Here is a 16,477-nt window from a genome sequence, read left to right on the forward strand (position 1 = left end):
AGACACACGCCTCCGGCGGCCTTCTGCAGGGTTGACGGAAACCACCATCCGCAGGAGAGACCACCATGGAGACCTTCCGGGCGCTGCTCGTCGTCGACGCCGAGGATTTCAGTGCCCACAGCGACGTGAAGCTGCCCCATCTGCACCGGGAGATCCGGCGGGCGCTCGGCGCCGCGTTCGAGGCGAGCGGGCTCGGCGACACCTGGAGGGCCGTCCGTTTCCTGGAGAGCACGGGCGACGGGATCCTCGCCGTCCTGCCGCTCGAAGCGGTGCCGCGCCTGGTCGAGCCGTTCCCGCGGCGGCTTCAGGAGGAGCTGGCCGCGGCCGCCCCCGGGCTGCGGGCGCGCGGGATGCGGCTGCGGCTGCGCGTGGCGCTGCACGTCGGGCTGGTGGACGACGAGCGCCCCGGCGCGCCGGGCATCTCCACCGCCACCGTCGACGTCAACCGGCTCCTGGACGCCGAGCCGCTGCGGGCGGCGCTGCGCGGCAGCGACCCGGAGGTCACCTTCGTGGCGGCGCTGCTGTCGGCGGAGCTGTTCGGGAACTATGTCGCGGGCGGCCGCACCGGGCTGCGCGAGAGCCAGTTCACCGAGGTCGCGGTCAAGGTCAAGCGGTTCGAGCGGCTCGCCCACCTGTACGTGCCGACGCCGTCGCGGGAACCCGGCCCGGAGGACGGGCGGGACGGCCCGTCCGGTGGGACGCCGTCCCGGCCGCCCGCGCCGCCCGCGCCGGGAGGGCCGTCGATCGGCGGGGTCACGATCAACGGACGGGACGCACAGGTCGCGTTCGGGAACCAGATCGGCGGCGGCCTCACCCAGGAGCGCCGATGACGGTGATCGACGACGTCCACGTCGAGGGCGACGGCACCCAGAACGCGTTCGGCAACGTCGTCTCCGGCGACCTGGTGCAGACCCAGCTCCAGTTCGTCCGCGGCCGGCCCTCGATGATCATGTCGCAGGACGAGATCGACGACCGGGTCGCGGGCTATGTGCCCGCCCTCAACCACGAGGAGATCCTCGGCGTCCTCGACCGCCACCACGCGGTCGGTCTCGCCGGGCCGCCGGGCGCCGGCACCACCACCACGGCCGTCGCGGCGCTCCGGCGGCTGCGCCCCGGCCTCGGGATCCGGCAGTTCTCCACCGACGAGGACGACGTCGAGGAGATCGCCGTCGGCGGCGCCCGCGGCTACCTCGTCCGCGCGGGCGACGAGGAGCCCTCGCGGCTGCGGGCGTGTCTGGAGGCGGTCCGCGCGGCCGGCGGGTTCCTGCTGGTCGTCGGGACGGTGGCGCAGCTGCGCCCGTTCGCCGAGTTCCTCCCGTTACTGGCGGTGCACCCGCCGCCGCCCGACCTCGTCTACCGCGCCCGGCTCGCCCGCCGCGGCCTCGCCCGGAGCCGGTGGGCGGGCTGGCCGCGCGCGGCGGAGCTGCTCAAGGGCGCGACGCCCGGCGACGCGCGTCGCCTCGCCGACCTCGTCCTGGCGGGCGGCGACGAGCGGGAGGTGGAGCTGGCCTACCGGGGCTGGGACGAGCACCTGCGCGCGTGGTTCGGCTCGAACGGCGCGCTGCGCGACCAGACCCTGATGATCGCCGCGGCGACGATCGCGCCCGCGGACGAGACGAGCGTGTACGGGGCGGCGCTGTCGCTGGCCCGCCAGCTCAAGATCAAGATCGAGGGCGGCGGGCTCGCCTGGTGCCCGTCCACCGGGCTGAGCGAACGCCTCGGCGCGGACCGCGACGACGAGCTGATCGTGTTCCGGCGGCACGGGTACGCCTCGTCCGTCCTGCGGCACGTGTGGGACGAGTACCCGCTGGCCCGCCTGGACCTGCTGTCGTGGCTGTCGGCCCTGCCCACCGACGACGTGGTGGAGCTGAGGCCGGCGCTGCGGCACAAGCTGGTCGAGGTGTTCGCCGACCTGGCCGCCGAGCACGACGCCGTCGACAAGATTTTGCGGATGGCCGCGGAATGGGCGGTCCGGTACCAGGCGGCCGATCTGTCCTATGTGGCGCTGGCCCGCACGTGCCTGCATCCGCAGGTCGGCGGGCGCGTGCGCAGGCGGCTGTACGAGTGGTCCACCGAGCGGCGGACCGCGCAGACGCTCAAGCTCACCATCGCCCGGGTCTGCCAGGTGCTCGGGCAGACGCACGCGTCGGTCGCGCTGACCCGGCTGAAGCACCTCGGGACCTACGGTGACGAGCAGGTTCAGGACGAGGTGTTCGAGGTGGTGCTCGCGCTCGCCGAGGTCCACCCCGGGACCGTCTACCGGACCGCGCTCACGTGGTGCCGGACGGCGGCGAACCTGTCGTCCCGGCGGGACGTGTTCCACCGGGCCCGCATCGGGCTGCGGGTGCTGCTCGCCGAGCACGACCGCGCCCTCCCGTTCGAGCACCCCGACGAGGACAGGTTTCACCTCGTCGGGGAAGCGGCCGGCTCCGCGGCGCCCCCGAACCGGGTGCCGGATCCGCAGCGGCTCCGGAGCCTGCTGGACGTGATGGCGCAGCTCGCGAACCGGGGAGACGAGCAGGTGGAAGCGCTGGTGCTGGCGGCCGCGCGGACGCTGACCGCCGCCGGATACGGCCCGCACGTCCTGCGCGCGGTGCTGGGCTGGACGGCCACCGGTGCCCCGCGCGAGACAGCCGAGCCGCCGCCCCGGGAGCGGACGGCGACGGCGATCTTCCTCGCCCTCGCCGCCGAGACGGGCCCGGACGGGGCGCCGGTGGTCCTCACCGGCGCGGGCGCGGTGGACCCGAGGGCGTGCGTCCCGCCGTGGCGCGTGGCACTCGGCGCGCAGGCGCACGGACCCGGCGGCTTCTCCCTGTTCGAGGAGGTGCTGTGGCGGTGGCTGGACGCCGCCGTGCGGCTGCCCGCGCTGCGGGAGCGGATCGTGTCGATGCTCGCCGACGCGGCGGGCGAGGACCTCGGCCGCCGGATGGTCGTGCTGGAGAGCGTCCGGCTGTGGGCGACGCGGGCGGCCGACCGGCGGGGCGTCAGGGAGGACGTCCTGGTCCGGCTGCTGTATCCGGAGTGGAAGCGGCTGCTCATGGTGGCATGGGTCCGGATCCGCTCCCTGGCGGGCGGAGCGCGGTGAGCGCCGGGGGCGGGCGACCGTCCTCGGGTCGTCGCCCGCGCGGACGCGGGACCGCTTGCTCACGCCTTCCGCGCGGTGGTGGGGTGGGGGCATGCAGACCAAGATCGCTATCGTGACCGGGGCGACGTCGGGCATCGGGAAAGAGGTCGCCCGCGGGCTGGCGGACGCCGGTTTCCTGGTGGGGATCGTCTGCCGGAGCGAGATGCGCGCCCGCACGGCCGTGGCGGAGCTGGAGCGCGACGTGCCGGGCGCGCGGATCGAGACGTTCATCGCCGACCTGTCGGTACAGCTGGACGTGCGGCGCGTCGCGGCGTCCCTGACCGAGCGGTTCGACCGGCTGGACGTCCTCGTCAACAACGCGGGCGTGCACATGCTGCGCGCCAAGGTCAGCGCCGACGGCCACGACCGCATGATCGCCACCAATCATCTGGGGCCGTTCCTGCTCACGAACCTGCTGCTCGGCCGGCTGGAGAAGGCCGCGCCGTCGCGGGTGGTGGTCGTGGCGTCCGAGGCGCACCGCGGCGCGGACCGGCTCGACGTGGAGCGGATGGCCGAGCCCGGCACCTACCGGGCGGCCGGGTCGGTGCGCGTGTACGCGCGGTCCAAGCTGCTGAACATCCTGTTCACGCTGGAGCTGGCCAGGCGCATGGAGGGCAGCGGGGTCACCGCGAACGCGCTGTGTCCCGGTGTCGTCGCGACGGGCCTCGCCCGGGACGTGCCGGGCGGCGAGCGGGCCGGGGCGATCCTGTCGCGGACGCCCGTCCTGCGCACCCCCGCGCAGGGGGCGCGGATGGCGATACGGCTCGCCACGGCGGCGGAGTTCGAAGGGCGCACCGGCGGCTTCTATAGCTCGACGCCCGGGGCGGGGCTGCTGCCGACGGTCGGTGCCCTGAAGGACCCGGAGCTCGGCCGGGCGGTCTGGGAGCGTTCGGCCCGTCTCGTGGGGCTCGCGGCCCGATAGTTTTGGCACGTGAGCGATGCGCGTGCCCCCCGGCCCCCGGCCGTCAAGGACCTTTTCAACGGCGTCGGCTACCTGCTGCGCGGTCTCGGGTGGGCGGCCCAGCACCCCGCGCAGTGGCTGTTCGGCCTCATCCCCGCCCTCATCGTCCTGGCGGTGTACGCGGCGGCGCTCGTCGCGCTCGCCTACGACCTGGACGGCGTGTCCTCCTGGGTGACGCCCTTCGCCGACGGCTGGCCGGACGCGGCGCGCACCACCGCGCGGACGGTCGCCGGGATCGCGGTCTTCGGCGCGGCGCTGTTCCTCGCGGTCATCACGTTCACCGCGGTGACGCTGCTGGTCGGCGACCCCTTCTATGAGGCGATCGCGGTCCGGGTGGAGGACTCGCAGGGCGGCGCGCCGCCCGACCCGGACGTGCCGCTGCTCGTCCAGCTCGGGCGGGCGGTCAAGGACGCGCTGATCCTCGGCGTGGTCGCGCTGCTGTTCGCGGTGGTGTTCTTCGCCTGCGGCTTCCTGCCGGTGGTCGGGCAGACGGTCGTGCCGGTCGTCGCGGCGTGCGTGTCGGGCTATTTCCTCACCGGGGAGCTGACCTCCGTCGCGCTGGAGCGGCGCGGGCTGCGCAGGAGGGAGCGGTTCGCGCTGCTGCGCCGGAACCGGCCGCTCGCCGTCGGGTTCGGCGCCGCCGTCTTCGTCGTCTTCCTCATCCCGCTCGGCGCCGTCCTCGCCATGCCGGGGGCCGTGGCGGGCGGCACGCTGCTGGCGCGCGAGCGGCTCGCGGACGGCGAGCGCCCGGACGCCGTGCCCGTCGCCGGGCACTGAGGCGGTGTTTCCGGTCATCACCGATCTGAGAGAAAGGCGATAAGAACCTGTGTCCGGAGTGTGATTACCGACCCGGACGGAAATGATGATCTTCGCGTAACGTGTGCCGCATGTCCGATCAGGGGGAGCGCGTTGCGCGCTGGACCGAAATGAGCGAGGGCGATACCGGGCGCGACCGGGACGAGCCGCAGGGCGGGCCGGAGATGGACGTCCCGCCCGTGGCCTTCTCCGAGGCGAAGGTGCCGGAGGTACCGGCGTCCCGCGTGCCGATGGCCGCGCCGGAGCCGAGTCCCCCCGCGCCGCCGGTTCCGCACGACGTGTGGGGCAAGGTCGAGAACCCCGCGCCCCGTCCCGTGGCCGAAACACCCCCCGCGCCTCCGGCGCCGGAGGCCCCCGCGTTCGAAGCTCCCGCGTCCGGATCGCCGCTCTTCGAACCCCAGGGGTTCGACGCTCAGGGTTTCGGGCCCTCCTACGGTGAGCCGTCCTACGGTGAGCAGGCGTACCGGGAGCCGCCCTACGGGGAGCCGCTGTCCGGCGGGCCGCTGTCCGAGCCCGTCGCGCCGGCCGGGCCCGCCGTCCCGCCGCCCGCGCCCCCGGCGGGCGCCGACGCCGAGGACGTCAAGGTCGCGCCGGTGGAGGAGTCGCCCCACTGGGAGGGGTCGCTGTTCGACGAGGGCGACGGCGACGCGCGCTACGAGCCCGCCGTCCCGACCGGCTCGGACCTCCCGGCCAGGCCGGGCAAGCCCAGCAGCGGCAACTGGCAGATGCCCGACTGGATGGCCGACGAGGCGGCGGCCGACGCCAAGCTCGGCGGCTCGCCGGCGCCTCCGCGCACCGGTGGCGACGAGTACGACGAGGACTTCGGCGGTGGCCGGGGCCGGCTGGTGCTGATCGGCGGGGTGGGGCTGCTCGTGGCCGCGCTGGTCGCGGCCGGGGGCGTCTACCTCATGAAGGGCCGGGGCGAGGACAAGGGCGCGAAGAACGGCAAGACCCCGGCGTCGTCGGGCGGGAAGGGCGGCCGCGCCGCGCCCCCGGCGAAGCCGAGGAAGCCGAAGATCACCATGCCGCCGGACAAGCTGCTGCGGAAGTTCCCCGGTACCCCGAGCAAGACGGTGGGCCGGGTGGCCGACGCGCGCTCCGGGCTGGTCTGGCCGCGGCTCGCCGCGCCGTGGCAGGTGCCCGGCAAGAAGAGCGGGCCGGGCACCGCGGGCTGGTCCGGGCGGCAGATCACGGTGACCGAGCGACACGGCGGGCGGCTCTGGTACGGCCAGCTCCTCACCGGCGCGCTGGCACCGAACCTGCGCGGCGCCTACCAGGGGCCCGAGAACGTCAAGGCGGTCAGCGGGCTGGCCGCGAAGGGCTTCGAGACGCAGTACTACACGTTCCCGCACCGCACGGCGCCGCTGGCCTCCCAGGCGCTCACCGTGGACGGGCACCGGGGCTGGCTGGTCGCCTCCTACCTCACCTACGACCGCGACGGCGTGAAGGCCACCGGCGAGATCGTCGCGACCGCGGTGATCGACACGGGCCGCCCCGTGCCCGCCGTGGTGTTCGCGTCGCTGCCCAACTCGAACAAGAAGCTGTGGCCGGACCTAGGCCAATTCCTCTCCGGCCTGAAGGTCGTGGAATAAGGACGAAGGCCGAACCCGGTCCTCGGCCGTCACGCGAGCGCGCGCCCTGACCGGCGGGGCGACGCCGGAGGCGAGCCCCGCCGGGAAGATCGCGAAGCGATTCGCGCTCGCACGAGAACGGTCAAGGGTGAGCCGCCAGGCGAGCTCTGGGGCCGGGCTTCTAGAAACGCAGCATCCAGGAGGCGACCTTCGCGAGGGCGTAGTAGACGACGGCCGTGATGGTCCAGTTGATGTAGAGCTGCTCCTTGGGATCGGAGCGGGTGAAGACGTCGTGGAACGGGGTCGCCAGCCAGCGGCCGGCGTCGAGCGTCGCGTCCACCGCGCCGTTGCCGGGGTTGGCGTCCGCCCAGGTCAGCAGCATGCCGAGGGCGAGAATCGCCACCGCGGCCAAGCCGGCGGCCAGGACGATCGCGCTGACGGGGTTGTGGTGTGAGCGCCGCCACCGCCGCGGTCTCCGCTCGGCGGCGGCCCCGGTCCCGGCGTCGCCGGGCGTCTTCCTGCGCGTCCAGAGCTGCCGTCCTTGCCAGGGACGCCGTCCGGCCCGGGTCCCGCGCTCCTTGCGTCCAGTGCGTCCAAGGGGAAAGGCCACGACATTCCTCCCATAGCTCGCTGTCGGTCCAGCAGTGCCACGGGACGGGATCCGCAAACGCGGTCCCTATTTCGGGTGGTCCGATAGGGCGTTTTAGTGCACTTCGCTGTGGATCCGGCCCGGCTTCGCGGGGTCCGGGACGACGCGGCGTTTCCGTGTTCTACTTTGACCGCGGGCGACGGGATGTGACGCGGCTCACCATGATCACGTAGGGAGGCCCGATGGGGTCCCTGGGCTTCTGGCGGCTGGCGCGGCGCGATCCGGAGTGGGTCGCGGCGGTCGATCCGGACGGGACGCGGTACACGGCGGGCGAGCTGCTCGGCCGGTCGAACCGGCTCGTCCACGGGCTGCGGGCGCTCGGGCTGCGGGAGGGCGACGGCCTCTGCGGGCTCGTCCCGAACGGCGTGGACGGGCTCGTTCTGTACCTGGCCGCGCTCCAGGCGGGCTGGTACTACACGCCGGTCAACTGGCACCTGACCGGCCCGGAGATCGGGTACATCGTCGCCGACAGCGGGGCCGGGGCGTTCTTCGTCCACGAGCGGTACGCGGCGGAAGGGGCGCGGGCGGCGGGGGAGATCGCGCCGGACCGGCGGTTCGCGTTCGGTGAGGTCGAGGGGTTCCGGCCCTACGCCGAGCTCGTGGAGGGGCACCCGGACGGGCCGCCGGACGGCCGGACCAACGGCGCGACCATGCACTACACGTCCGGGACGACGGGCCGGCCGAAGGGCGTCCGGCGCCCGCTCGCGGGGATCGACCCCGACGACCACGCCGAGCTGCTGACGTTCCTGCCGGAGATGTTCGGGATCACGCCGGGACGGCCGGCCGGCGGCGCGCCGCACGCGCACCTGGTCACCTCGCCGAACTACCACACGGCCGTCACCCAGTTCGGCGGGTCGGCGCTGCACATGGGCCACACCCTCGTCCACATGGACGGGTGGGACGCCGAGACGTGCCTCCGGCTGATCGAGGAGCACCGCGTCACGAGCACGCACATGGTGCCGACGCAGTTCAAGCGGCTGCTCCGCCTGCCGGAGGAGGTCCGGGAGCGGTACGACGTCTCCTCGATGCGGTGGGCGCTCCACGCGGCGGCGCCCTGCCCCGTTCCGATCAAGCAGATGATGCTCGACTGGTGGGGCGACTGCGTCTGGGAGTACTACGCGGCCACCGAGGGCGGCGGGACGATCGCGAGCCCGCGGGACTGGCGGGCCCACCCGGGGACGGTCGGCCGCGCCTGGCCGGTCAGCGAGCTGCTGATCGTGGACGACGACGGCGAGCCCGTCCCGGCGGGGACGGACGGCACGATCTACATGCGGATGGCCCGGGGCGAGTTCGAGTACAAGGGCGACCGGACGAAGACCGAGCGGGCCCGCCTGGGGGCGGGCGTGGCCGGCCGCACCCCGGGGCCGGGCGCCTTCTTCACCGTCGGGGACGTCGGTCACCTCACCGAGGACGGGTTCCTGTTCCTGTCCGACCGCCGGGCCGACATGATCATCTCGGGTGGCGCGAACATCTACCCGGCCGAGATCGAGAACGAGATCACGCTCCATCCGAAGGTCGCCGACGTGGCGGTGTTCGGCATCCCCGACGAGGAGTGGGGCGAGCAGATCAAGGCCGTCGTGGAGCCCACGCCGGGCGTGGCGCCGGGGCCGGCGCTGGCGGCGGAGATCCTCGCGTCGCTGGAGGGGCGGCTGGCGAAGATGAAGTGGCCGCGCTCGATCGACTTCGTCGCGGCGATTCCGCGCGAGCCCAACGGCAAGCTGCTGAAGCGCCGGCTGCGGGACCCGTACTGGAAGGACCGCGACACGGCCATCTGAGCCGGGCCGGGCCGGCGACGGCCGCCCCGGGGCCGCCGTGCGACAGAGCGGCCCCAGACCTTCGTGGGATCCGGGGCCCAGGCGCGGACCGCCTGTTTAGCGGTCCTAACAAAATCCATGATAGGGCTGTCCGGTGGCGAGTTGGATCAAGGCTGCCCGTCGTCTTCACCCCGGCGGGGACGACCACTAGAATCTCATTTGGAGAGTCGCTCTTGAAATGAGCTTCTCGCCGTGAGAGAAAAGAAGGGAAGTCAGGGCGTGTCGAGCTTGGAGCGCGATCGGATGGTGGGAGAGCTGCAGACGGCGATGCAGCGCAGCACCATGTTCACGGTGCTGCTTCACCATGCCACCGCGAGCAAGGCGGGCATGAACGTCACCGACGCGCAGTGCGTGAACGCGCTGTGGCTGGACGGTCCCCAGACCCCCGGCCAGCTCGCCCAGCTCATGGGCATCACCACCGGCGGCGCGATCACCGCCGTCATCGACCGGCTGGAGAAGGCCGGCTACGTCAAGCGCACCCGCGACCCCGACGACCGCCGCCGCGTGATCGTCGAGCTGGTCGAGGAGAACGCCGCCCGCTTCGGGCGCTACTTCGAGTCGATCGGCCGCACCTTCCACGAGCGGCTCGCCGGGTACAGCGACGAGCAGGTCGCCTTCCTGCTGGAGTGGATCCGGTTCAACAACGAGGCGATGCCGTCGGTCATCGACGAGGTGCGGAACCTCCCCTGACCCTCCCGGCACGTCCGGAGACGGCCGCGGCGGTCCCCCCGGCCGCGGCGGCCGCCCCCGGAGTCTCGTGCCCGGACGCCGCGCCGAACCCGTTCGCGACCGCCGCCCCTGCCGGGCGGGCGAGGCGCGGGAAACGGCGCACGCCGAGGGCACCGGCCTCCGATTCGCCGGTGCCACAGGATCTCTGACCGCTCTGGCGCAGGTCACACCGGTCAAAGGCAGTGATTTCGGTCACATTGGATCGCGAGGGCGCCGTGGCCCGGCGGTCCGGCGGCCGCGCCCCACGGCGCCCGTGATGCCCGCCGCGGCGACGAGGGCGACCGCGAGCAGCGCCAGCACGTACAGGCCCGTCCCCGTCCAGTGGCCGCGCTCGTAGGCGACGCCGCCCGCCGTGCCGCCGACGCTGCTGCCCAGGTAGTAGGCGAACAGGTAGAGCGCGGACGCCTGGGCCCGCGCGGTCTCGGCGCGCCGCCCGACCCAGCCGCTGGCGACGGCGTGCGCGGCGAAGAACCCGGCGGTGAACACCAGCAGCCCGGCCGCCACGAGCGGCAGCGAGGCGGGCAGCGTCAGCGCGAGCCCGGCGGCGGCCAGCAGCAGCGCGCCGATCAGCACCCTGCGGCGCCCCGACCGGTCGGCGAGGAGCCCGGCCCGCGCCGACGCCGCTGATCCCGCGACGTTCGTGACGGCGATCAGCCCCGCCACCGCCTGCGGCAGGTGGAACGGCGCGTCCAGCAGCCGGTAGGTGAGGAAGTTGTAGACCGTGACGAACCCCGCCATCGCGGTGAGCGCCACCAGGTAGAGGCGGCGCAGCCCCGGGTCGGACAGGTGCGTCAGCAGCGGGCGGTAGCCCACGCGGGACGGCCGGAAGTGCCGCGACGGCGGCAGCAGCGCCCAGAACGCGACCGTGAACGCCAGCGCCAGCAGCCCCGTCGCCGCCAGCGCCCAGCGCCAGCCCGCGACATCGGTGACCAGGCCCGGGACGAGCCGTCCGAGGACGCCGCCGAGGCCCGTCCCGGCGACGTAGCGGCCCATCGCGGCGCCGAGGTGCGCGCCGTCCACCTCGTCGGCGAGGTAGGCCATCGCGACCGCGGGCACCCCGGCGAGCGCGAACCCCTGGACGGTGCGCACGGCGGCCAGCTGGCCGAACGAGCCGCACAGCGGGATCAGCAGCCCGACCAGCGCGGCCGCGACCGAGGACACGATCATGACGCGGGTCCGGCCGTGGCGTTCCGACAGCGAGCTGACCGGGATCACCGCGACCGCGACCGCGCCGGTGGCCAGCGAGACCAGCAGGCTCGCCCGCGACGGCGAGACGCCGAAGCCGTCCGACAGCTCGGGCAGCAGCGCCTGCGTGCAGTACAGCGACATGAACGTGGTGAGCCCGGCCGCGAACAGGGCGAGGTTGACGCGGCGCAGGCCGGGCGAGCCGGGGCGGTGCCGCGCCGGGGCCTCCGGCGCGCGGGCGAGGGTCATGAACGCCAGGATCCGCCCGGCCCCGGCCATGCGTCCAATGAGAGTTTGCTTGGAAATCCATGCGGATTCATCATGAACGCATGGATCTCGTGACCGTGCGGTGGTTCCTGGTGGTGGCCGAGCACGGGCATGTGACGAACGCCGCGTCCGAACTGCGCATCTCCCAGCCGGGACTGTCGCGCGCGATCGCCCGCCTGGAACGCGAGCTGGGCGCCCCGCTGTTCGACCGCGCGGGCCGCGGCGTGGTCCTCAGCGTCTACGGGCGGATCTTCGCCGAGCACGCCCGGCGCCTCGTCGCGGAGGAGGAGGCGTCCCGCCGCGCCCTCGCGCAGGCCGCCGACCCCGAGCGCGGCGAGGTCTCGCTGGGCTTCCTGCACACCCAGGGCCCCTCGTTCGTGCCCGACCTGATCCGCCGCTACCGGCGGGATCACCCCGGCGTCACCTTCCGGCTCAGCCAGGACCGCTCGGAGCGCCTCCTCGCGATGCTCCTGGACGGCGGCGCCGACCTCGTCATCACCAGCCCGCGCCCGGACGACCCGTCCCTGGCGTGGCAGCCGCTCGTCACCGAACGGCTCCAGCTCGCCGTCCCCGCCGACCACCGGCTGGCCGCGCGGCGGCGCGTGCGCGTGAGCGACGTCCTGGACGAGCCGTTCGTGGCGTTCTACCGGGGCGCCGGGCTGCGGGTCGTCGCCGAGGACCTCTTCGCCCTGGCGGGCGCCCGCCCGCGGATCGCGTTCGAAGGGGAGGAGAGCTCGACCGTCCGCGGCCTGGTCGCCGCTGGTCTCGGGGTCGCGGTGGTGGCCCCGGCGGCGCCGGGGGAGGAGTTCTCCGGCGTCCGGCACCTCGCGCTGGCCGAGCCCGCCGCCGTCCGGACGATCGGCCTGGCCTGGCCGTCCGGGCGGACCCGGCCGCCCGTCGCGGAGGGGTTCCGCCGGTTCGTCCTGGCGCACGGAAGCGGGCACTGACCCCATCGCGGCCGCCTCGCTACAGTGAACCGAATCGGATTCCGGATCGAGCGGAGGACGCGGATGCGCACTGGACTTCAGGGGAGGACGGCCCTCGTCACCGGGGCGTCGCGGGGCATCGGGAAGGCGACCGCGCTCGCGCTGGCAGCCGAGGGCGCCAACGTCGTGCTCTCGTCCCGCAGGCAGGCCGCCCTGGACGAGGTCGCCGCCGAGATCCGCGCCGCCCACCCCGGGGTCGGGGTCCTGGCCAGGGCCGCGCACGTCGGCGACGCCGACCAGGCCGCGGCCTGCGTGGACGCCGCCGTCGCCGAGTTCGGCCGGCTGGACGTCCTGGTCAACAACGCCGGTACCAATCCCTACTTCGGCCCGCTGGCCGACATCGAGCCCGCCGCCGCCGAGAAGACCGTCCAGGTCAACCAGTTCGCCGTCGTCCAGTGGACCGGGCTCGCCTGGAAGCGCTCGATGCGGGAGCACGGCGGCGCGGTCGTCAACATCGCGTCCGTCGGCGGCATGATCACCGAGCACGGCATCGGCTACTACAACGCGACCAAGTCCGCCGTCATCCACCTCACCCGGCAGTTCGCCATGGAGCTGGCGCCCGGGGTCCGCGTCAACTGCATCGCCCCAGGACTGGTCAAGACCGCCCTCGCGCGCGCTCTGTGGGAGGGCAACGAGGAGCAGATCAGCAAGGTCATGCCCCTCGGCCGCATCGGCGTGCCCGAGGACATCGCCGCCGCGGCCGTGTTCCTGGCGGGTGACACCGCGTCCTGGATGACGGGACAGACCATGGTCGTCGACGGCGGCGCCACGGTCCGGCCCGCGATCGTGTAGCCGGCCGCCCGGCCGATGTTCACCCGCGTCAGGTTTATGGCCTGGAGCAGCGGGGAGGGTGGGGCAAATTTCGATTCCGGAACGAACGACGTGAGGAGCTGATCGTGCTCACGCTGACCAGGGACGCCGTCCAGGTGATCCGCACCGTGACCGGCAATCCCGAGCTTCCGAAGGACACCGGGCTGCGCATCCAGGCCGGGGTGGACGGCTCGAACGCGCTACGGCTCTCGGTCGCACCTCAGCCCGAGGCCGGTGACCAGGTCGTCGAGGAGGAGGGCGCCAAGGTCTACCTGGAGCCGCCCGTGGACGATCTGCTGGAACACAAGATCCTGGACGCCCAGGTGGACTCGACGGGGGACGTGGCCTTCACGATCACCGACGAGACCACGACCTGACCGGCCCCGCCGGGGCGCCGCGGCGCCCCGGCCCGCCGGTCAGCGCATGGCCGCGACGACGGCGATCACGGCGAACGCGAACGCCGCCGTCGTGAGGACGAAGAAGGCGGCGATCACGGCGCAGGCGAGGCCGCGAGGCTGGTCGCGCCAGGTTCGGTGGCGGTCGCTCACTCGCCGTTCCAGTTCGGGTCGGAGGGCACGCGCCACAGTGTCCCACCCGGCCGGCGGAGCCCGCGCGCGGGCGTGCGAGGATCGAACGATGCGTCTCACCAAGCTCGGGCACTCCTGTGTCCAGATCACCCGGGACGACCGGACCCTGATCATCGACCCCGGTTCGTTCAGCGGGGCGGCCGCCGCGCTGGCCGCGTCGGACGCGGTACTGATCACCCACGAGCACATCGACCACTTCGACCCCGATGGGCTGCGCGCGGCGCTCGCGGCGCGTCCCGGCCTGGAGGTGTGGACGTCCCGCACCGTCGCCGAGAACCTCGCCGACCTGGGCGGACGCGTCCACCAGGTCGGGCACGGGGACGCGGTGACGATCGCGGGCTTCGACGTCCACGTCTACGGCGAGGACCACGAGATCCTGCATCCCGACGTCCCGCCGATCCCGAACGTGGGGTTCCTCGTCGAGGGCGAGGTCTTCCACCCGGGCGACGCGCTGACCGTGCCGGCCGAGCCGGTGCCGACGCTGTGCCTGCCGGGCAACGCGCCGTGGATGAAGGTCCCGGAGCTGTACGCCTACACCCGCGAGGTGGCGCCAGAGCGGGCGTTCGTGATCCATGACGGCCTGCTGAACGACATCGGCCTCGCGGTCATGGACAAGCACGTGACGGCCGCGGGCACCGAACTCGGCAAGGACTTCCGCCGGCTGGTCCCCGGCGAGCACGTGGAGCTGGCGGACGCGTGAGGCCGCCCGCCCCCCGGCCCGTGCAGGCCGTGTTCTTCGACATCGGCGAGACCCTCGTCAACGAGGGCGAGATCTATGGGCGCTGGGCCGACTGGCTCGGCGTGCCGCGGCACACCTTCCTGACCAAGCTCGGCGCGCTGCTCGCGACCGGCGGCGACTACATGGACCTCTTCGAGCACTTCCGGCCGGGATTCGACCTCGCGTCAGAGGAGAAGGCCCGCGCCGAGGCGGGTGTCCCGAACGGGTTCGGCCCGGACGACCTCTACCCCGACGCGCGGGCCTGCCTGTCGGCGCTGCACGCCCAGGGCCTGTACGTGGGCATCGCGGGCAACCAGCCCGTCGAGGCGGCCGAGCAGATGGAGGCGCTCGCCCTCGTCGCCGACGTGGTCGGGATCTCCGACGTGTGGGGCGTGCGGAAACCGGCCCGGGAGTTCTTCGAGCGGTGCGCGCAGCTCGCCGACGTCCTGCCCGAGCACGTCCTGTACGTGGGAGACCGCATCGACAACGACGTGCGCCCGGCACTGGAGTACGGGATGGAGGTGGCGTTCCTGCGGCGCGGTCCGTGGGGCCACATCCAGGACGACGAGGGCGCGCTGGGCGGCTGCCTGTTCGTCCTGGACGACCTGGCCGGCCTGCCCGCCCTCGTCGCCGAGCACAACGCCCGCTGAGCACGCCGCCCGAGCCCCTAAGGGACATCCCCTAAGCCGCGAGTAGGGCGTCCGGACGGGCCGAACGGCCGATGCGTGGACGGGTGTCCGGTTCGTACCGTGGTGGATGTGGCCGTGAGTTCGCGGTCACGTCCACCCACGACGATCGGGAGAGAAATGAACGGCCTTTACCGTCCACGCCACGGCCGCATCATCGGGGGCGTCTGCGCGGGGCTCGCGCAGCGGTTCGGCATGACGCCCTGGACGGTCCGGCTCCTGGCCCTGTTGTCCTGTCTGCTGCCGGGGCCACAGTTCGTCGTCTACCTTGTGCTCTGGGTCATGCTTCCGGACGAGGACCGGTACGTGGCGCGCAGCCACTAGCGCAAGATCATTCCTTGCTCTTGGCCGGGCCCGCCGGTGGGTGTTAGATCGGGACACACCACTCCCCAGCGCAGGGAAGGAGCCGCGGGTGCCTCAGGAGGGCCCGGGTCCCGGCCGGGGCGCGGACGGCGGCGCCGGCCCCGCGCACGAGACGGCGCGGGACACCGAGCGTGACGCGGCGCGTGACGCGGCGCGGGACACGGCGCGGGACACCGCGCGGGAGACCGCGCGGGACACCGAGCGGGCGGCGCGCCTGCTCGGGTACCTGCGCGACCTCGCGGGGGCGCGGCTGCGGCCCGCCCGCGACCTCGCCGAGCACGACCAGGTGCACTGGCTGGCGGAACTGCCGGGCGAGGTGTACGTGGAGACCGACGCCGGGCCCGGCGACGTCCTGTTCAGCGTCCCGGTCATCCCGCTGACGCCGCCCGCGGTGCTGGAGGAGTTCGACGGCTGGCTGGCGCTGCGGCACTGGTACCGCGTCCTGCGCGACCTCGCCGGCGAGGCCGCCGGGCACGGTCACGAGGTGGTGCTGGCGACCGGGCTGCTCGGCTGGCGGCCCCCCGGCGGGCCGCCCGTGCACGACCACCTGCTGAGCACGCCGGTCCGCGTCGTCATCGACGGGCGGACCGAGCGCGTCGACGTCGTCCTCTCCGGGCACACGAGCCTGCGCGACCGCGAGCTGCTGGACGGCCGCCCCGAGTACCGGCCCGTCGACTGGGTCTCGGAGGCGGTGCAGGGCGGGCAGGGCTTCGGGCTGAACGCCTCCGTCGGGGACGTGCTCCGCAAGTGGTGCTCGGTCGCGCTCGCGGGTCCCGCCGACGGGTCCGGCTTCGGCTTCGGGCCGGGTTCCGGCGAGGCCGTCCCGTACCGGGAGGACTGGGCCCCGGACCCGGCGGGCGCGTCGCCGGCGTCGCCGCGGGTGCGGCTGGCGCCCGCGCTCGTCGTCCGCCCGCCGGGACGGGCCGCGGTCGCCGGCCACCACACCGCGATGGTCGCGATGCTGGCCGGCGGGACGCCCGTCCCCGACGGGCTCGCCCGGTTCGTGGCGGGCGCCCCGCACGTCAAGCATCTCGATACGGACGATCCGGACACGGTGCGGGAGCTGCTCACCGGCGTGCTGGTGCGCGGGCTGCGCGTCCTGGTCGCCACGTCCGGCGCGACGGCGGCGGGCGCGTTGCGCGCCGCGCTGCCGCCCGGCCTCGCGGAGCTGGCCGTCGCCGACCCCGCCATGGCGGGCGAGGCGGCGCGGG

General features: G+C 73.9%; 16 protein-coding genes and 1 pseudogene. 14 read left to right on the top strand and 3 right to left on the bottom strand.

The window, feature by feature from the left end; genetic code table 11:
* Positions 1-65 precede the first annotated feature (65 nt).
* The 5 genes from E1291_RS05200 to E1291_RS05220 all read left to right on the top strand — a co-directional run bounded on the left by E1291_RS05200 (position 66) and on the right by E1291_RS05220 (position 6,493).
* Positions 66-830: a hypothetical protein gene (locus E1291_RS05200; RefSeq protein ID WP_131736413.1), complete on the top strand. Its 765-nt coding sequence runs from the start codon at positions 66-68 to the stop codon at positions 828-830.
* The gene (locus E1291_RS05205; RefSeq protein WP_131736415.1) at positions 827-3,085 is read left to right on the top strand and encodes a hypothetical protein; all 2,259 of its coding nucleotides are present in this window, start codon (positions 827-829) and stop codon (positions 3,083-3,085) included. The genes E1291_RS05200 and E1291_RS05205 overlap by 4 nt, the downstream gene beginning before the upstream one ends.
* Positions 3,086-3,176: 91 nt before the next feature.
* Positions 3,177-4,046, top strand: coding sequence for an SDR family NAD(P)-dependent oxidoreductase (locus tag E1291_RS05210; protein WP_131736417.1), 870 nt, complete (start codon positions 3,177-3,179; stop codon positions 4,044-4,046).
* Positions 4,047-4,055: 9 nt separating this feature from the next.
* Positions 4,056-4,862, top strand: a complete 807-nt coding sequence (locus E1291_RS05215) for an EI24 domain-containing protein (RefSeq protein ID WP_131736419.1) — start codon at positions 4,056-4,058, stop codon at positions 4,860-4,862.
* 110 nt (positions 4,863-4,972) lie between these two features.
* Positions 4,973-6,493, top strand: coding sequence for a hypothetical protein (locus E1291_RS05220; protein ID WP_131736421.1), 1,521 nt, complete (start codon positions 4,973-4,975; stop codon positions 6,491-6,493).
* Between the two features lie 160 nt (positions 6,494-6,653).
* Here the strand turns inward: E1291_RS05220 and E1291_RS05225 are convergent, their stop codons facing one another.
* Positions 6,654-7,082: a hypothetical protein gene (locus tag E1291_RS05225; RefSeq protein ID WP_131736422.1), complete on the bottom strand. Its 429-nt coding sequence runs from the start codon at positions 7,080-7,082 to the stop codon at positions 6,654-6,656.
* A 221-nt stretch (positions 7,083-7,303) separates the two neighbouring features.
* On the opposite strand from E1291_RS05225, the gene E1291_RS05230 reads away from it, so the two are divergent.
* On the top strand, positions 7,304-8,896 hold the full coding sequence (locus E1291_RS05230; RefSeq protein ID WP_131736423.1) for an acyl-CoA synthetase: 1,593 nt from the start codon (positions 7,304-7,306) through the stop codon (positions 8,894-8,896).
* 282 nt (positions 8,897-9,178) lie between these two features.
* A complete protein-coding gene (locus E1291_RS05235; RefSeq protein WP_207400566.1) occupies positions 9,179-9,625 on the top strand; it encodes a MarR family winged helix-turn-helix transcriptional regulator in 447 nt (148 codons plus the stop codon).
* A 231-nt stretch (positions 9,626-9,856) separates the two neighbouring features.
* Here E1291_RS05235 and E1291_RS05240 read toward each other — a convergent pair whose 3' ends face one another.
* Complete coding sequence (locus E1291_RS05240) at positions 9,857-11,128, bottom strand: MFS transporter (protein ID WP_242613958.1); 1,272 nt, start codon at positions 11,126-11,128, stop codon at positions 9,857-9,859.
* Between the two features lie 50 nt (positions 11,129-11,178).
* Here E1291_RS05240 and E1291_RS05245 point away from each other — a divergent pair, with 50 nt between their 5' ends.
* The 3 genes from E1291_RS05245 (at position 11,179) to E1291_RS05255 (ending at position 13,289) form a co-directional block, all read left to right on the top strand.
* Entirely contained in the window at positions 11,179-12,063 is an 885-nt protein-coding gene (locus E1291_RS05245) for a LysR family transcriptional regulator (protein ID WP_131736425.1), read from the top strand.
* A gap of 63 nt (positions 12,064-12,126) precedes the next feature.
* Positions 12,127-12,894, top strand: a complete 768-nt coding sequence (locus E1291_RS05250; protein WP_131736427.1) for an SDR family oxidoreductase — start codon at positions 12,127-12,129, stop codon at positions 12,892-12,894.
* Positions 12,895-12,998: 104 nt separating this feature from the next.
* Positions 12,999-13,289, top strand: a complete 291-nt coding sequence (locus tag E1291_RS05255) for a Fe-S cluster assembly protein HesB (protein WP_131736429.1) — start codon at positions 12,999-13,001, stop codon at positions 13,287-13,289.
* 39 nt (positions 13,290-13,328) lie between these two features.
* Here E1291_RS05255 and E1291_RS44525 read toward each other — a convergent pair whose 3' ends face one another.
* The gene (locus tag E1291_RS44525; RefSeq protein WP_278045231.1) at positions 13,329-13,460 is read right to left on the bottom strand and encodes a hypothetical protein; all 132 of its coding nucleotides are present in this window, start codon (positions 13,458-13,460) and stop codon (positions 13,329-13,331) included.
* Positions 13,461-13,548: 88 nt separating this feature from the next.
* Here E1291_RS44525 and E1291_RS05260 point away from each other — a divergent pair, with 88 nt between their 5' ends.
* The 4 genes and pseudogenes from E1291_RS05260 to E1291_RS05275 all read left to right on the top strand — a co-directional run.
* Positions 13,549-14,199 carry an MBL fold metallo-hydrolase gene (locus tag E1291_RS05260; protein WP_131736431.1) on the top strand — a complete coding sequence of 217 codons (651 nt, stop codon included), beginning with the start codon at positions 13,549-13,551 and terminating at the stop codon, positions 14,197-14,199.
* Positions 14,196-14,867, top strand: coding sequence for an HAD family hydrolase (locus E1291_RS05265; protein WP_131736433.1), 672 nt, complete (start codon positions 14,196-14,198; stop codon positions 14,865-14,867). The genes E1291_RS05260 and E1291_RS05265 overlap by 4 nt, the downstream gene beginning before the upstream one ends.
* 156 nt (positions 14,868-15,023) lie before the next feature.
* Complete coding sequence (locus E1291_RS05270; protein WP_131736435.1) at positions 15,024-15,227, top strand: PspC domain-containing protein; 204 nt, start codon at positions 15,024-15,026, stop codon at positions 15,225-15,227.
* Positions 15,228-15,315: 88 nt separating this feature from the next.
* Positions 15,316-16,477, top strand: a pseudogene (locus E1291_RS05275) (hypothetical protein); the annotation flags it as partial.

It is taken from the genome of Actinomadura roseirufa, from assembly GCF_900659635.1.
GTDB classification, from domain to species: Bacteria; Actinomycetota; Actinomycetes; order Streptosporangiales; family Streptosporangiaceae; genus Spirillospora; species Spirillospora roseirufa.

What these genes read in the sequence shown, in the direction of transcription:
- E1291_RS05200 (WP_131736413.1), top strand. Translation starts at nt 66, where the DNA reads ATGGAGACCTTCCGGGCGCTGCTCGTCGTCGACGCCGAGGATTTCAGT.
- E1291_RS05205 (WP_131736415.1), top strand. Translation starts at nt 827, where the DNA reads ATGACGGTGATCGACGACGTCCACGTCGAGGGCGACGGCACCCAGAAC.
- E1291_RS05210 (WP_131736417.1), top strand. Translation starts at nt 3,177, where the DNA reads ATGCAGACCAAGATCGCTATCGTGACCGGGGCGACGTCGGGCATCGGG.
- E1291_RS05220 (WP_131736421.1), top strand. Translation starts at nt 4,973, where the DNA reads ATGTCCGATCAGGGGGAGCGCGTTGCGCGCTGGACCGAAATGAGCGAG.
- E1291_RS05230 (WP_131736423.1), top strand. Translation starts at nt 7,304, where the DNA reads ATGGGGTCCCTGGGCTTCTGGCGGCTGGCGCGGCGCGATCCGGAGTGG.
- E1291_RS05235 (WP_207400566.1), top strand. Translation starts at nt 9,179, where the DNA reads ATGGTGGGAGAGCTGCAGACGGCGATGCAGCGCAGCACCATGTTCACG.
- E1291_RS05240 (WP_242613958.1), bottom strand. Translation starts at nt 11,128, where the DNA reads ATGGCCGGGGCCGGGCGGATCCTGGCGTTCATGACCCTCGCCCGCGCG.
- E1291_RS05245 (WP_131736425.1), top strand. Translation starts at nt 11,179, where the DNA reads ATGGATCTCGTGACCGTGCGGTGGTTCCTGGTGGTGGCCGAGCACGGG.
- E1291_RS05250 (WP_131736427.1), top strand. Translation starts at nt 12,127, where the DNA reads ATGCGCACTGGACTTCAGGGGAGGACGGCCCTCGTCACCGGGGCGTCG.
- E1291_RS05260 (WP_131736431.1), top strand. Translation starts at nt 13,549, where the DNA reads ATGCGTCTCACCAAGCTCGGGCACTCCTGTGTCCAGATCACCCGGGAC.
- E1291_RS05270 (WP_131736435.1), top strand. Translation starts at nt 15,024, where the DNA reads ATGAACGGCCTTTACCGTCCACGCCACGGCCGCATCATCGGGGGCGTC.